General features: G+C 75.0%; 17 protein-coding genes. 7 read left to right on the top strand and 10 right to left on the bottom strand.

The window, feature by feature from the left end; genetic code table 11:
* Positions 1-21 precede the first annotated feature (21 nt).
* Positions 22-393 carry a YybH family protein gene (locus V2S66_RS00925; protein WP_330792317.1) on the top strand — a complete coding sequence of 124 codons (372 nt, stop codon included), beginning with the start codon at positions 22-24 and terminating at the stop codon, positions 391-393.
* Between the two features lie 132 nt (positions 394-525).
* Positions 526-1215 (top strand): maleylpyruvate isomerase N-terminal domain-containing protein, encoded by a 690-nt coding sequence (locus tag V2S66_RS00920; RefSeq protein WP_330792315.1) that lies wholly within the window; start codon positions 526-528, stop codon positions 1213-1215.
* Here V2S66_RS00920 and V2S66_RS00915 read toward each other — a convergent pair.
* Entirely contained in the window at positions 1212-1613 is a 402-nt protein-coding gene (locus V2S66_RS00915; RefSeq protein ID WP_330792313.1) for a winged helix-turn-helix transcriptional regulator, read from the bottom strand. The two genes, V2S66_RS00920 and V2S66_RS00915, sit on opposite strands and share 4 nt — an antisense overlap.
* A gap of 131 nt (positions 1614-1744) precedes the next feature.
* Here V2S66_RS00915 and V2S66_RS00910 point away from each other — a divergent pair, with 131 nt between their 5' ends.
* Both V2S66_RS00910 and V2S66_RS00905 read left to right on the top strand, forming a co-directional pair.
* Entirely contained in the window at positions 1745-2770 is a 1026-nt protein-coding gene (locus tag V2S66_RS00910; protein WP_330792311.1) for a GlxA family transcriptional regulator, read from the top strand.
* A gap of 456 nt (positions 2771-3226) precedes the next feature.
* The gene (locus V2S66_RS00905) at positions 3227-4429 is read left to right on the top strand and encodes a TDT family transporter (protein WP_330792309.1); all 1203 of its coding nucleotides are present in this window, start codon (positions 3227-3229) and stop codon (positions 4427-4429) included.
* 18 nt (positions 4430-4447) lie between these two features.
* Here V2S66_RS00905 and V2S66_RS00900 read toward each other — a convergent pair whose 3' ends face one another.
* Both V2S66_RS00900 and V2S66_RS00895 read right to left on the bottom strand, forming a co-directional pair.
* Positions 4448-5101 (bottom strand): HhH-GDP family DNA glycosylase, encoded by a 654-nt coding sequence (locus V2S66_RS00900; RefSeq protein ID WP_330792307.1) that lies wholly within the window; start codon positions 5099-5101, stop codon positions 4448-4450.
* 87 nt (positions 5102-5188) lie between these two features.
* The gene (locus V2S66_RS00895) at positions 5189-5407 is read right to left on the bottom strand and encodes a hypothetical protein (RefSeq protein WP_330792304.1); all 219 of its coding nucleotides are present in this window, start codon (positions 5405-5407) and stop codon (positions 5189-5191) included.
* A gap of 221 nt (positions 5408-5628) precedes the next feature.
* Between V2S66_RS00895 and V2S66_RS00890 the strand changes: the two genes are divergently transcribed.
* Positions 5629-6201 carry a hemerythrin domain-containing protein gene (locus tag V2S66_RS00890; protein WP_330792302.1) on the top strand — a complete coding sequence of 191 codons (573 nt, stop codon included), beginning with the start codon at positions 5629-5631 and terminating at the stop codon, positions 6199-6201.
* A 287-nt stretch (positions 6202-6488) separates the two neighbouring features.
* Here the strand turns inward: V2S66_RS00890 and V2S66_RS00885 are convergent, their stop codons facing one another.
* Entirely contained in the window at positions 6489-7715 is a 1227-nt protein-coding gene (locus V2S66_RS00885; RefSeq protein WP_330792301.1) for a lysophospholipid acyltransferase family protein, read from the bottom strand.
* A complete protein-coding gene (locus V2S66_RS00880; protein WP_330792299.1) occupies positions 7712-8608 on the bottom strand; it encodes a patatin-like phospholipase family protein in 897 nt (298 codons plus the stop codon). Before V2S66_RS00880 ends, V2S66_RS00885 begins: the two co-directional genes overlap by 4 nt.
* 140 nt (positions 8609-8748) lie before the next feature.
* Between V2S66_RS00880 and V2S66_RS00875 the strand changes: the two genes are divergently transcribed.
* Positions 8749-9369, top strand: coding sequence for an L-threonylcarbamoyladenylate synthase (locus V2S66_RS00875; protein WP_330792298.1), 621 nt, complete (start codon positions 8749-8751; stop codon positions 9367-9369).
* A 26-nt stretch (positions 9370-9395) separates the two neighbouring features.
* Here V2S66_RS00875 and V2S66_RS00870 read toward each other — a convergent pair whose 3' ends face one another.
* The gene (locus tag V2S66_RS00870; RefSeq protein WP_330792296.1) at positions 9396-10292 is read right to left on the bottom strand and encodes an SDR family NAD(P)-dependent oxidoreductase; all 897 of its coding nucleotides are present in this window, start codon (positions 10290-10292) and stop codon (positions 9396-9398) included.
* 71 nt (positions 10293-10363) lie between these two features.
* On the opposite strand from V2S66_RS00870, the gene V2S66_RS00865 reads away from it, so the two are divergent.
* Positions 10364-11293, top strand: a complete 930-nt coding sequence (locus tag V2S66_RS00865) for a LysR family transcriptional regulator (RefSeq protein WP_330792295.1) — start codon at positions 10364-10366, stop codon at positions 11291-11293.
* Between the two features lie 13 nt (positions 11294-11306).
* Here V2S66_RS00865 and V2S66_RS00860 read toward each other — a convergent pair whose 3' ends face one another.
* From V2S66_RS00860 to V2S66_RS00845, 4 genes are all read right to left on the bottom strand, one after another.
* Positions 11307-11921: a hypothetical protein gene (locus tag V2S66_RS00860; RefSeq protein ID WP_330792294.1), complete on the bottom strand. Its 615-nt coding sequence runs from the start codon at positions 11919-11921 to the stop codon at positions 11307-11309.
* A gap of 211 nt (positions 11922-12132) precedes the next feature.
* Positions 12133-12624: a DUF5709 domain-containing protein gene (locus V2S66_RS00855; protein ID WP_330792292.1), complete on the bottom strand. Its 492-nt coding sequence runs from the start codon at positions 12622-12624 to the stop codon at positions 12133-12135.
* Positions 12625-12809: 185 nt separating this feature from the next.
* On the bottom strand, positions 12810-12938 hold the full coding sequence (locus V2S66_RS00850) for an LPFR motif small protein (protein ID WP_330792290.1): 129 nt from the start codon (positions 12936-12938) through the stop codon (positions 12810-12812).
* A 94-nt stretch (positions 12939-13032) separates the two neighbouring features.
* Positions 13033-13356: a plasmid stabilization protein gene (locus V2S66_RS00845; RefSeq protein ID WP_330792288.1), complete on the bottom strand. Its 324-nt coding sequence runs from the start codon at positions 13354-13356 to the stop codon at positions 13033-13035.
* Positions 13357-13604 lie beyond the last annotated feature (248 nt).

The following is a 13604-nucleotide window of genomic DNA, read 5'->3' as shown; positions in this document are numbered from 1 at the left end:
GCCCATGACAGGAGACCCGCGATGACCCGCACGGCTGACGAGGAAGCGATCCTGCGCACCGTCCTCGACGAGTGGCAGCAGGGCGTCGACGCCCACGACCCGGAGCGCGTCGCCGCGCGCTTCACCGAGGACGCGGTCTTCCAGGGCCTGCACCCGTACAGCGTCGGACGCCGGGGCGTCGCGGCCTACTACGCGTCCCAGCCGATGGGCATGACCGCGCGGTACGAGATCCTGGAGACGCGCCGGCTCGCCGACGACCTGGTCCTCGGCTACCAGAACGTCGAGTTCGGCTTCACCGACCGGCCGTCGCTGACCGTCAGCCTCAGCCTGCTGGTGACCCGCAGGACCGACGGCTGGTACGTCGCGCACTACCAGGTCTCGCTGCTGCCCTGATGCGCCGCGCCGGTGCGGGGCCGCGGCGGCAGGCCGGCGCGGACGGCTCCCGGAGCCCGTCGCCGTACGAGTCGACGACCCGCGCGCGGGTAGGCGGCTCCAGGTCGGGCCGGCAGGGAGCGGGAGGCCGAGGTGGAACAAGCGGACGCGGCGTGCGCGGCGGGCGGCGCGGAGGGTGTGAGGGCGGCCTACGGCGCGTTCGCGGCCGTGGTGGCGTCGCTCGGCGACGAGGAGTCCTGGCTGCCGAGCGGGTGCACCGGGTGGGCGGTGCGCGACCTGGTCTTCCACTGCCTGGCCGACGCGCAGCGAGGGCTGGTGGCGCTGCACACGCCGGCGGCGGGTCCGGCGGACCGCGACGCCGTCTCCTACTGGGCGGACTGGCGGCCGGACACCGCGGGAGCGGCGAACGGACGCAGGTACGCCAGGGTGTGCGCCGGCATGTTCCTGGTCTTCGACCAGCTGCGCGCGCTGTACCTGGAGACCGCGGCGGCCGTCGTCACGGCTGCCGGGCGGGCCGACCCGCGCGCGCTCGCCGGCACCCAGGGGCATGTGCTGACCTGCGGTGACCTGCTGACGACGCTCACCGTCGAGGCCACCGTCCACCATCTCGACCTGGTGGCAAGCCTCCCGTCGTCCGCGCCGCCCGCCGAGGCCGGCCTCGCAGCCGTGCGGGCCACGCTCGACGGTCTGCTGGGCCGCCCGGTGCCGCTGGAGTGGAGCGACCGGCACTACGCGCTGGCCGCCACCGGAAGGCTGCCGCTGACCGCCGCCGAGAAGGAACGCCTGGGCGCGGACGCCGGACGCCTCCCGCTCTTCGGCTAGGCCGGCCGGGCCGAGCCCGACTCCTCCAGCACGGTCACCAGTCCGCCGCCTTCGAGCGGCTCGCCGCACTCCCCGCAGACGACCCGCGTCCGCACGTCGGCTCCGCACGTGTGCACGAAGCGCGGCGCGGGCGGCGGGTCCTGGAGATGCCGGATGCCCCACTCCCGCAGCCCGATCAGCACCGGTTCCAGCGCCTGGCCGGCGGCGGTCAGGTGGTACTCGAAGCGCTGCGGCCGGTCCTGGTACCGGTGGCGTTCCAGGATTCCGGCGGCCTCCAGCGACCTCAGCCGCTTGGCGAGGACGTCCCGAGGCGCTCCGGTGTTGGCCTGGATGCCGGCGTAGCGGCGCACTCCCATGAACACCTCGCGCAGCACCAGGAGCGACCAGCGCTCTCCCACGAGGTCGAGGGTCCCGGCTATGGGACAGGAGCGAGGCCGGACGGCGGTCATCCGGCCAGCATAGTCAGTTTGGTGAACAAACTCACCCCCCCCTACGCTGGTGGCAAACGCTCGGCAGGTCCGGAGGCCCGATGAACCGCACACCCGCCGCAACCGGCCCCCTCCTGGTGACGATCCTGGTCTTCCCCGGGGTCCGGCTGCTGGACGTGACCGGTCCGATCGAGGTGTTCACTTCGGCCGACGAGTTCGGCGGCCGCTACCGGCTGAAGCTCGTCTCGCCCGACGGCGCCGAGGTGACGACGGCCGCGGGCACCCGCCTGAGCGTCGACATGGGCGTCGAGGACGCACACGGGACGAGCGACGTCCTGATCGTTCCCGGGGGACCCACCTGGGAGCAGATGGTCAAGGACGACGCGCTGCTGGACATCGTGCGGGCACTCGACACGCGCGCCCGCCGTACCGCCTCCATCTGCACCGGCGCCTTCCTGCTCGCCGCCGCCGGCCTGCTGGACGGCCACCGGGCCGCGACCCACTGGCGCTACTCGGGGGACCTCGCACTGCGCTACCCGGCCGTCCGCGTCGAGCCCGACGCCATCTTCGTGCGGGACGGCCGGATGATCACCTCGGCCGGAGTCAGCGCGGGCATCGACCTCGCGCTCGCTCTCGTCGAGGAGCACTGGGGCGCCGACGTGGCCCGCGCGGTCGCCAAGGACATGGTGGTCTTCATGCAACGGCCGGGCGGGCAGTCCCAGTTCAGCGTGCACGCCCGCGCCTCGCACACCCGTCTGGACATGCTGCGCCGGGTGCTGGACGCCGTCGCGGCCGACCCCGGCGCCGACCACACGCTGTCCGCGATGGCGCGCAGGGCCGGCGTCAGCCCGCGCCACGTGACCCGGCTGTTCCGCGACGAGGTGGGCACCACCCCCGCCCGGTACGTGGAGCAGATCCGGCTCGAAGCGGCCAGGGCGATGCTGGAGAGCGGTGACGACCCGCTGGCCGTGGTCGCCCGCCGCACCGGCTTCGGCTCCCCGGAGTCACTGCGCAGGGCGTTCGTACGCCATCTCAAGGTGACTCCGGGCGCCTTCCGCGCGCGGTTCCGCACCACCGCGACGGCGGGCGAGGAGCCGTCCGCGGTGCCGGCTCCGCCGCCCGCCTGAGCCGGCGCGCGGTCACGCCCTCCCGACGGCGCCCGGCGTACCCGACGTCGCGGCCGCGCCGGTCCTCGACATCACGGCGACCGCGATCGCCTGCGCGGTGAGGCCCGCCTCGGCCAGCACCTCGGCCCGGGTGCCCTGCTCGGGGAAGCCCTCACTCCCGGTCCGTGTGGCCGCACGCCATGACCCCTCTGAGCGGAACCCGCGGCATGGGGGAGCAGGTCGCGCGGCTTGCGGCGATCGCCCGCTCGGCAGGCTGACGGGTCCCGGTGGGCGCGTCCTGATCCGAGGGTGTTGTGGCACGTGAGGCGCTGCGGCGTGACGGCGCGGCGATCGTAGTGTCGGAGGGCCAACGGGCCGTCGGACGCGGCCGCGACCCGTGTCACGCCGGGCTGGGGCCCGTCCGGCCGGCCGGTTCACGACGCTGATCCCCAGTCGAGGAAAGAGGCGTTCCACGCCGTGACACCCCACCCCAGCAGCACCGGAGCCGTCCGCACCGAGGACCGCGCGGCCCCGGGACAGCCCGTCCGCCCCGCGGACCCACTGCCCGCGCCGGACGCGATGAACGCGCCGGACGCGCCGGACGCGCCGAGCCCTCGGGCGCACCGCCTGACGGACCGTCACCTCATCGGCCCCAGCTGGTTCGCGGCCGTCATGGGCACCGGCATCGTGGCCAACGCCGCGGCCACCCTGCCCGGAAGCTTCCACGGGCTGCGCTCCGCCGCCACGGTGGTCTGGTCCGCAGCCGCCCTGCTCCTCGTCGTGCTGACCGCCGGCTACCTCCGGCAGCGGGCCGTGCGGCTGCACGCCGCCGATCCGGCCCAGGCCCAGTTCCTCGGCGCGCCCGCGGTGGCGATGCTCACCGTCGGCGCGGGGACGCTGCAACTCGGCCGGCGGGTGATCGGAGCGCAGGCCGCGCTGGACGTCGACTGGGCGCTGTGGTCGCTCGGCACCGCGATCGGACTGGCCACGGCCGCCACGGTGCCGTATCTCATGATCACCCGGCACCGCTTCGCGCCCGACGCGGCCTTCGGCGGCTGGCTGATGCCGGTGGTGCCGCCGCTGGTCTCCGCCACGACAGGCGCGCTGCTCGTCCCCCACACCCCCGCCGGCCAGCCGCGGCTGGTCATGCTGCTGGGCTGCTACGCGATGTTCGGGCTCGGCCTGGTGGCCGCGATGCTGGTGCTGTCGATGGTCTACAGCCGGCTGGTGCACCACGACGCGCCCACCGGTGCGATCGTGCCCACGGTGTGGATCGGCCTCGGGGCGCTCGGCCAGGTCGTGACCGGGCTCGGCGTGCTGGCCACCGCCGCGCCCAGCGCGCTGACCACGCCGTACGTGCAGGGCGCGGCCGCGCTGGCGCTGCTGGGCGGCGTCGCGGTGTGGGGGTTCGCACTGCTGTGGCTGGCGCTGGCCGCGGCGCTGACCGTGCGCGAGCTGCGGGCAGGGCTGCCCTTCGCGCCCACCTGGTGGTCCTTCATCTTCCCGCTCGGGGCGTGCGTCACGGCCACCGCCGCGCTCGCCGTCCGTACCGGCTCGCAGCTGTTCGTCTGGACCGCCGTGGCGCTCTACGTGCTGCTCGTCGCCGCATGGGCGGTGGTGGCCTTCCGCTCCCTGCACCACGCCGCGGCGCACGCCGGACGGCGGCGCGCCCGGCCGTAGCGCCCCGACGGGGGAGGGTCAGGCCGCGGCGGCTTCCAGGACCGCCCCGGGCGCCTCCTTGTCGAGGGCGACGCGGACCAGGGCGGCGGCCAGCACGGCCGGCTGCGCCCCGTCCGCCAGGCGCAGCAGCGCGCCGGGCGTGGTGGGCAGGCGCAGGGCGCGGGCGCCCTGGAGGGCCTTGCCGTCCAGGTAGGGCGCCACCTCGGGCCAGACGGCCTGGACCTCCCGCAGGAAGATGTCGGCGCCGGTGGGACCGAGGCCCGGGAACTCCTGGAGCGCGCGCCGGATCGCGACCGTGTCGCCGCCGGCCCGGTCCCGCAGCCGTCGCAGATCGCCTCCGTAGCGCTCCGCGGCAAGCTCGGCGCCGTCCCCGAGCTGGGTGGCGGTCCGCTCGTCGTAGCGGCGGTAGCCGCCGCGGCCGAGCGCGTCCACCCGCCGCTGCCAGCCGGCCGCCGCCATCCGGCGCGGGTCGCGCATCCCGGCCGCGCTCAGCTCCTTCGACGCGGCGACGGCGATGTCGGCGCGGATCCGGGCGCTGAGCAGGCAGGCGAGCACCAGCGCCCGGTAGAGCGGCTGCGGGGTGTCCTTGAGGCGGATGCCCGCCTCGGCGGCGTATGTGCGGCCGTAGCCGTCCAGGAGCGCGCGCATCGCGTCACGCCGGGTGGCAGCCATCGATCCCACCTCCGTGAGTGCGTACAGCGCTGCGCGTACCCGAACGGTCCGGGCCCACTCCACTCCCGCGGGCGGCGCCGGGGTGCTTCAGGCAGCGTCCTGCGCCGCCGGGAGCGGCTCAGCGACCGGGACGTCCTCCGTGCCGCGCCGCGGGCGCGGCAGCAGGCGCAGATGGCGGCCGGCCGCCACCTGCGCGGCGGGAGGCACGCGCGGAACGGACGGGCGGGACATCCAGTCCTCGATCCGGTCCATGCCGAACAGCAGCAAGGTCACGGCGGGCAGCACGAGCGCGGCGACGACTATCACGTGCGGGGGTCCTTCCGAAGGAGCCGGGGGGCGAAGGGCTCGCGCGCTCCGGCTACCCGGGTAGCGCCCCCGCGCACGGCCCCGAACGTGAACATTCGGTGACGGTCGCCCGCGGCCGCTCACCGGCCCGCGTCAGGTCCACCGGGGTGTTTGCGATCGGCCAACGCGGTCATCCGGATGGGCACACCGGAAGGAAACGCCCCAACACGGAGGAGTGAACGATGAGTTCTGCCACCACCGAGAGGTCAGAGGCGGCTCTGCTGCCCGAGGGCGACGTGGTCGCGGTGCTGCTCACCCAGCACGCCCGCATCCGCGACCTGTTCGCGACCGTGCGGGAGACGCACGGCGCGACCCGCAAGGCCGCCTTCGACGAACTGCGGGCGCTGCTGGCCGTCCACGAGGTGGGCGAGGAGCTGGTCGTCCGGCCGGTGGCCAAGCGGACGGCGGGCAAGGAGGAGGCCGACGCCCGCAACAAGGAGGAGGCCGAGGCGTCGTCCGTGCTCAAGCGGCTCGAGCACATGGACGTCGACAGCGAGGAGTTCGCCGCCACCATCCTGGAGTTCGAGCGAGCGGTGGGGGACCACGCCGACCACGAGGAGAACCAGGAGTTCCCGGCGATCGTCCAGCAGTGCTCGGTCGAGGAGCGGCACACCATGGGCGAGCGGCTGATGAAGGCCGAGCGCATGGCGCCCAGCCACGCCCACCCGATGGCCGCGGGCAAGCCCGCGGCGCTGGTGCTGACCGGCCCGTTCGCCGCGATGATGGACAAGGCGCGGGACGCGATGGGTCGTTGACCCTCCGGACGCCGTGCACGTGTGCGAGGAGCCGCCCCGAGGGGCGGCTCCTCGCACGTCGGGGCACGCACTTCGGGACACGTGCGTCGGGGCGCACACGCCGGGGCAGTCGCACCTCGCGCTTCACCGGGGCCGTCATCCGTGCGACCGCCGCGGGCGAACCGGCCGCGGCGGTGCTGCGCCGGCTCATCCACCCGATCCTCGACCGCGGCGGCAGCCGGCTGCGCGACGGCGCGACCGTCCTCCTGGTGGACTGACGCCCCCGCTCAGGTCCTTGCGGGGGTGCGTCAGACGTGGGGTGTCGCCGCGACCGCCTGTGCCGCGGTCCACCGGTCCATCCGCTCCCACTGCCCGAGCAGCCACTCGCCGCGCGCCTCGTCGCCGCGCGGCACCTCCGCGGCCGGTATCCGCCACCAGTGGATGCGGACCGGCCGGCGGAAGGGCAGGCAGGACCACGCGGCGCGCGGTGAGGCGATGACGTCCAGCCCGGCGTGGGCGACGAAGACCACGTCGGCGGTGGGAGCCGCCGAGAGCGCCGCCAGAGTGCCGCTGCTGCGGGGCGGCAGCACGTAGTGCAGGCGGGCCGCTCTGGCCGCCCGGCGGTACTGGCCGAGGCGGCGCAGGTGGGCGACGGCGCTGCGGTGGCGGCCGGGGGTGAAGTTGCCGCCCTCGGGGAAGATCACCAGCGCGTCGCGCGGCCGCAGCCCCGCGGCGAGATCGGCGACGGCCTCCTCGGCGGTTCCCCGGGCGGGTGGCAGGAAGCAGTGCGGCACCCGGCCGAGCAGCACGTCCAGGCAGGGATCGGCGCGCAGGATGCCCTTCAGCACGGTGTGCGGCAGCAGACCGGCCTCGGTGAGCAGGATCTGCAGCAGCAGGAAGGAGTCGCCGAGCCCCGCGTGCCGGACGAGCAGGATCAGCGGCACATCCGGCGGCGGGTCGGCCGCGGGCAGCGCCGGCACCATCTCCACCTCCAGGTGGAACAGCCGGCCTGCGGCCCGGCGCAGCACCGCCAGCAGCCGGGCCAGCACGGCGAACGCCTGGGCCGCCCGCCGCTCGCGGCCGGCCGGCCCGGTGAAGGGACCGCGCACGGCGAGCGCGGCCGCGGCGACCAGTCCGCCGAGGTCGACGAGCAGGTACAGCAGGAGGAAGCCGGCCATCCGTGCCGGACGCCACGGCCCGCGCGTCGCCAGCGACACCGGCGCGCCGAGGACCGTCACGGCGACGAGCAGGGCCGCGGCGGGCGGGATGAAGGCGAGCAGAGCCGCGGTGGTGACCGTCCGCCGGGCCGCCGTGAGCAGGGCGGCGCCGGCCGCGGTGGCGCGAGTGCGGCGTGGCCCCGGCCTCCCGTCCTGACGTGCGTGCGCCTGCGCCGGCACGCTCGGGGCGGCCCGGCCGGTGACCGGCTGTTCCGGGCCGGCGGGCGCCGTCTCCTCGGGGGCGGGGGGTGCTGTCCGCGCGGCGCGGTCCTGCCGCCCGGCCGGTTCTGCCCGGCCGCCCGCGGTGGGGCGGGTCACGCCGGGCCGTCGGCGGGATCGAGGGCGGTGCCGGGGGCGGCGTCGAGGGCCGAGTCCAGATAGCGCGAGGAGGCGGTGTAGGCGCGTTCGATGCGCTGCGCCGTCTGACCGAACGCGCGGTGCCGCAACTGGCTCAGCGGCCCGCCCGCCTCGCCCGTGGCCGCTCCGCTGGGCAGCACGTGCACCGTGACGTCCGACGGCAGGTCGGTCATGTCGCGGGCGAAGCGGTGCCTGCGGGCGATCTCGAAGGACACGGTGGCGACCTCCCAGGGCAGCCTGGGCGGCGTCAGGGGCCGTTCGATCCGGCCCACCTGGAGCACGTAGATCTCGCGGGCGCCCAGGGCGACGGCCCGGCCCACCGGGATGCTGTTGACGAGGCCGCCGTCCACGAAGTGCTCGCCGTCCAGCGCGACCGGCGGCAGCAGCCCCGGCACGGCCGACGAGGCGAGCACCGCCTGTACCAGCGGCCCGCGGTCGAACCAGTGCTCGGCGGCGTGCTCGATGCTCGCCGCCACGCACTGGAACGGCACATCGAGTTCCTCGATGGCGGTGACCGGCAGGTGCGTGTGGAGCAGCTCGACCAGCGGGGCCGGCGTGTACAGGTGGGTCCGGCTGCGGACCGCGGTGGACAGCCGGCCCACCAGCGATCCGGAGAAGACACCCGCTCGGCCGAGGCCCGTCCACAGGTCGATCAGGCGGTCCACGGAGGTCTGCGAGGGCTCCGCCGCCACCGCGGCGCCGTTGATCGCCCCGACCGAGGTGCCCAGCACCAGGCCGGGCCGCACCCCGGCGGCGAACAGCGCCTTGAGCATGCCGACTTCGTAAGCTCCCAGCGCCCCGCCGCCGCCGAGCACGAACGCCGGGCCGTGTACGTCACGCCCACTGTGGTCCATGGCTGCCGCCTGCCCCGGCGCCGCCCGTGCACGCCACGCCCCTCGCATGACGGATCGTCAGCCGCCGCCGAACGCGCGACCTGCGGCGCACGCGGGAGCGCCGTCCCGGCGGCGCGGACCGCATCCCCTACACTCGCCGGATGGCCAGGTACTTCGACGTGCACCCCGAGAACCCCCAGCAGCGCACCATCGGCACCCTGGCGGACAGCATCCGGGCGGGCGCCCTCGTGGCGTACCCGACCGACTCCTGCTACGCGCTGGGCTGCCAGCTGGGCAGCCGGGACGGCATCGGCCGCATCCGGGCGATCCGCAACCTCGACGAGCGGCACCACTTCACCCTGATGTGCCAGAACTTCGCGCAGCTCGGCCAGTTCGTGCAGATCGACAACGACGTGTTCCGCGCCATCAAGGCGGCCACGCCCGGCAGCTACACCTTCATCCTGCCGGCGACCAGGGAAGTGCCGCGCCAGCTGCTGCACCCCAAGAAGAAGACGGTCGGCGTCCGGATCCCCGACCACACCGTGACACAGGCGCTGCTCGCCGAGATCGGCGAGCCGCTGCTCTCCAGCACCCTGCTGCTGCCCGACGAGGACGAGCCGCTGACGCAGGGCTGGGAGATCAAGGAGCGGCTGGACCACGTGGTGGACGCGGTGCTCGACTCGGGCGACTGCGGCACCGAACCGACCACCGTCATCGACTTCTCCGACGGCGACGTCACGATCGTGCGCCGTGGCGCGGGCGACACCTCCCGGTTCGAGTAGCGCCGCCCGCCCGGGCCGCGCCCCGGTCAGGGGTTGACGAGCAGGTCCTGCTCCGGCAGGGGTGCGCCGTCGTGCCACGGCAGGGCCTGGCCGAAGCGGACCAGTTCGCCGTAGTGCGCCGGGTCGACGTGGTCGGCGAAGACGAGGTCCAGGACGGCGCGGGCGGCCTGCTCCGGTGACTGGGCCTGGCTGAAGTCGCTGAACCACGGCCGCGAGGTGGCGGTGTCGACCAGGCCGGGGCAGACCGACGCCACCAGCGTGCCGTCGGCGAGGTCCTGGTCGCGGCGTTCGGCCGCGACCGCGCGGACGGCGGCGACCTGGGCCACCTTCGACGGGACGTTCAGCCAGACCGGCCAGCCCGCCTCCGCGGCGGTCCTGTGGTGGACGGCGCTGCGCCAGGACTCCACGGCGTACTCGACCTGGTCCAGGCTCGCCCCGTCGAACAGCGGGTGCAGCCGGGCGTCCAGGTGGCCGAGGGTGCCCATGCTGCTGGCGACCACGAGCAGCCGGCCGCCGGGGCGCAGGAGGGGTGCGAAGGAGCGCAGGACGGCGTGGGTCGCGGTGTTGGAGACGTCGATGAACTCGTCGGCCCGCTCGGCCTGCGACTCCTCGGGCAGCACCCGGGCCACCGCGTTGGAGATGACGACGTCGACCCCGCCGTGCCGGGTCCGAAGCTCCTGGGCGAGGCCGGCGATGGCCTCGGCGTCGGTCACGTCGAGCACCCGGCCCTCGACACGGGCCCGGCTCCCGGGCAGCTGCGCGACCTCGCGGGCGGCGTCCGCCACCCGCTGGTGGTCGCGGCCGGTGAGCAGGACCAGGTCGCCGGCGTCCATCCGGGCCGCCAGCCCTTCGGCGAAGGCGCGGCCCAGCCCCTGGTTGGCGCCGGTGACCAGGGCGATGCGTGCGGTGTGTGAAGTGTTCATGCATCCCACGCTAAGAAGTCCGCGTCCATGAGTCCAACGAGTCTTCGGCACAGCTAGTATGCGTGATCGTCATGGACTTCACGGATGTCTCACTGACCGCGCTACGTGTCTTCCGCGCGGTGGCGGAGCAGGGAACCTTCACCGCGGCCGCCGCGTCGCTCGGCTACACCCAGTCGGCGGTGTCCCGGCAGATCGCCGCGATCGAACGGGCCGCGGGCACCGAGCTGCTGGAGCGGCGGCGTGACGGGGCGCGGCTCACCGCGGCCGGCCACGTCGTCATGCGCCGCGCCACGACCGTGCTCGACGAGATCGACGCGACCGCCAGGGAGCTGACCGGCCTGCCGGGGCAGGGCGGCACCGTCCGCCTGGGGTGGTTCCCCAGCGCCGGCGCCGTCCTGCTGCCCCGCGCGCTCGCCGCACTGCGCGGAACCGACCCGGGGCTGCGGGTGGTCGGGCGGGAGGGCAGCACCCCCGCACTGGTGCGCGCCCTGCGGGCCGGCAGCCTCGACCTGGCCGTGCTCGCGTCGGCGCCGCCGTTCCGGCCGCCGGACGCCGAGTCACCCCCGCTGGCGCTGCGCACCCTCACCGAACGCGCGCTGAGCCTTGCGGTGCCCACGTCCCACCCGCTGGCCCGCGGCGACTTCGTCGACGTCGCGGACCTGCGCGGGCAGCGCTGGATCGCCGGATCGGCCTCGGGCGAGGACGGGTTGATGGGTGTGTGGCCGGGACTGGACGAGCGGCCCGAGATCGCCCACGTCGCCCGCGACTGGCTCGCCAAACTCCAACTCGTCGCCGCCGGCTGCGGATTGACCACGGTGCCGGCCGTCCTTGCCACCGCAGCGCCACCAGGGGTCCGCATCCTCCCGGTCCGCGGCGGCCCCCAGGAGCAGCGGCGCCTGCTCCTGGCCCGCCTGCCGCAGCCGCCCGCCGATGCGGTGACACGTGTGGCGGCCGCCCTGCGTGCCGCCGCCCTCCAGCTCGAGGCACCCGATCCGGCCTGACCGCCCCCGCACACTACGCGGAGGCGGTGACCTTCTCCGGGGCCGAGTAGTACACCGACCTGCCCTGCCTGGAGCGCAGCGCCTGGCCCTTGGCGACCAGCGCCTCAAGGGTGTTGCGCACCACCGTCGTCTGGATCTTGCGGTCCGGGTGGGCCTGCGTGAGCGTGGTGCCGATCTCGGCGGCGGACCGCGGCTCGGCGCCCCCGGTGAGGTGGGCCGTGACCAGCTCCACCAGGGTGGGCGCCGTCGCCGCCGAACCACCCTCGGCCACCCCGGCCTTGGCGGCCTTGGCCTTCTTCGGCGCGGCCGCCTTCGGCTTGCGCGCCGCCGTCCTGGGCTTGCGCGCCCGCGGGACCACCGCCGCCGGTGCTTCGGCGGGTGTCTCGACAGGTGCCTCGGCCGGAGCCGCGACAGGCACCTCGGCCGGTGTCACGGCCGCCGCCTCGGCCTGGCCGACCAGCGTCTGCCGCACACCGACGAGCAGGGCGTGGTCCTCCTCCAGGACCGCCAACTGCTCCTGCAGCGCCGCCAGATCGGTGGCGATGCGGTCCTTCTCCTTGGTGTTGCGCTCCAGGTCCGCCTCGACCTGGGTGAGGTACTGCGCCTTCAAAGTGGCGTTGTCAGCCATGGCAGTTCAGCTCGCTTCCTGTGCGTGTGCGTGGGTGGCGCCGAAGTGGTGTCCACGCGGGCCCTGGGTGCGTCGTCGCGGGGCACGTCGCACCCACGTACACCATGTGCACACGCCTAGAGTAGGCGCACTTCACCCGCACACTGACCGACAACCGCCTTGACCGGCCCACCGTCGCACACGTGCGCGACGGTGGGCCGGTGTCATGCCGTCAGGAGGCGGTGTCGCCGGCCTCGGGATCGTCCACCTCGTGCACGGCTGCCTCCTCCGCGGGGGCGGACCCGTCGTCGACACCCACGTCCGTCGCGGCGGCCCCGTCGTGCACCGGGCGTTCGATGCCCTGGTTCGGGGCGACCAGCCGTCCGGACCGCTCGTCACCGGCTTCCGGGTCGACGAGTTCACCGTCGGTCCCGGGCGCGTCGCCCAGCCGGTCGCCGTCCGGGTCCTGCGGCCCCGCGCCGACGTCGGGCACCTCCTCGGACAGCCGGTCGTCCAGGCTCTCGCCCTCCCGCTGCTCCGCGTCGGTGGTGCCGCGCCGGTCGACCGCGTACGGACGTTCCGGCGGTGAGTAGCCCCGGTCGAGGATCGTGTCGTAGTCGTCCTCGCCGACCGCGTCCTCCATGTCCAGCGCGGCCACGTCGTCCTGGTCCTCGTCGGTCCCGGTGGGCTGGTAGACGTCGTCGCCCCTCGCCTCGTCCGTCATGACACTCCCTGGGGTCGTCGCTCGCGTTCCGCGTCGGGGCGGAAGATCCTCTTACCGGGCGGCTAACCGCCGTGGCGGCGCCGAAACGCGAGCGTGCGGCCGGGACGCCCTCCCGACCGCACCGGGTGCCGCACCAGGCAGGCGGCATTCCCCGGGCCGGGCGGCGCCGGGGCGTGGCCGCCGGCTCAGTGGTGGCCGTGCGCGGTGTCGGAGGCGCCGCCGAAGAGGCGGGCGACGGCGCGGAACGGCAGGGTCACCACCGTGGCGACGGCGCTGCCGATCTTGCCGAGCACATCTGCGATCGCCTTGAGCATGAGAGCTCCCTCCTCGGGGGTGCGGGAGCACGGTCGGCTCCCGTTCGTCGCCTACCCGGGAACGAAACGTCCATGGCGGGGAGGGCTCGCGCCGTCAGCGGCCGAGCGCCTTGCTCAGCTCGTTCTTCGTCATGGTCGAGCGGCCCTTGATGTTCCGCTGCCTGGCCTCGTTGTAGAGCTGCTCCTTCGTCGGGCCGCCGGAGCCCGCGTGGGAGCGCTCGCCGCCGCGCTTCGACGACGACATGTCCTGGAGCGACGAGCGGCTCGCGGTGCGCGACTCGCCCGAGCGGGCCCGCTCCTTGTTCACCGTGCGCGAGGCGATCTCCTTCGCACGCCTGTCGGACTCGCCGCGGTCCTTCGCACTGTCCTTGATGTGTTCGTACTGCCGTTCGCGCTTGGCGTTCGATCCTCTGGGCATGGTTTCCCACTTCCTCTCACCGACCGGCGTGCCGCGGCTCCCGGGGCGCGGCCGACCGATCGGCCTGCCGCCGCCCTGCCGCGTCCGCTCACCCGCCCGCAGAGCGCCGCGGTCCACGCGCTCCGGGCCTGACACCTCCCGTGTACCCCGCGTCGGCGGCAGGCCACGACGCCCGCCGGAATTCGCTCCGACGGCCCGCGGCGGACGCGCTGCCGTGCGGGAGCCGGCCGCACCTCACGCTCGCCGCG

Source organism: Actinacidiphila polyblastidii (genome assembly GCF_036353415.1).
GTDB lineage: Bacteria > Actinomycetota > Actinomycetes > Streptomycetales > Streptomycetaceae > Actinacidiphila > Actinacidiphila polyblastidii.
This window is presented reverse-complemented; position numbering and strand designations above follow the sequence as displayed.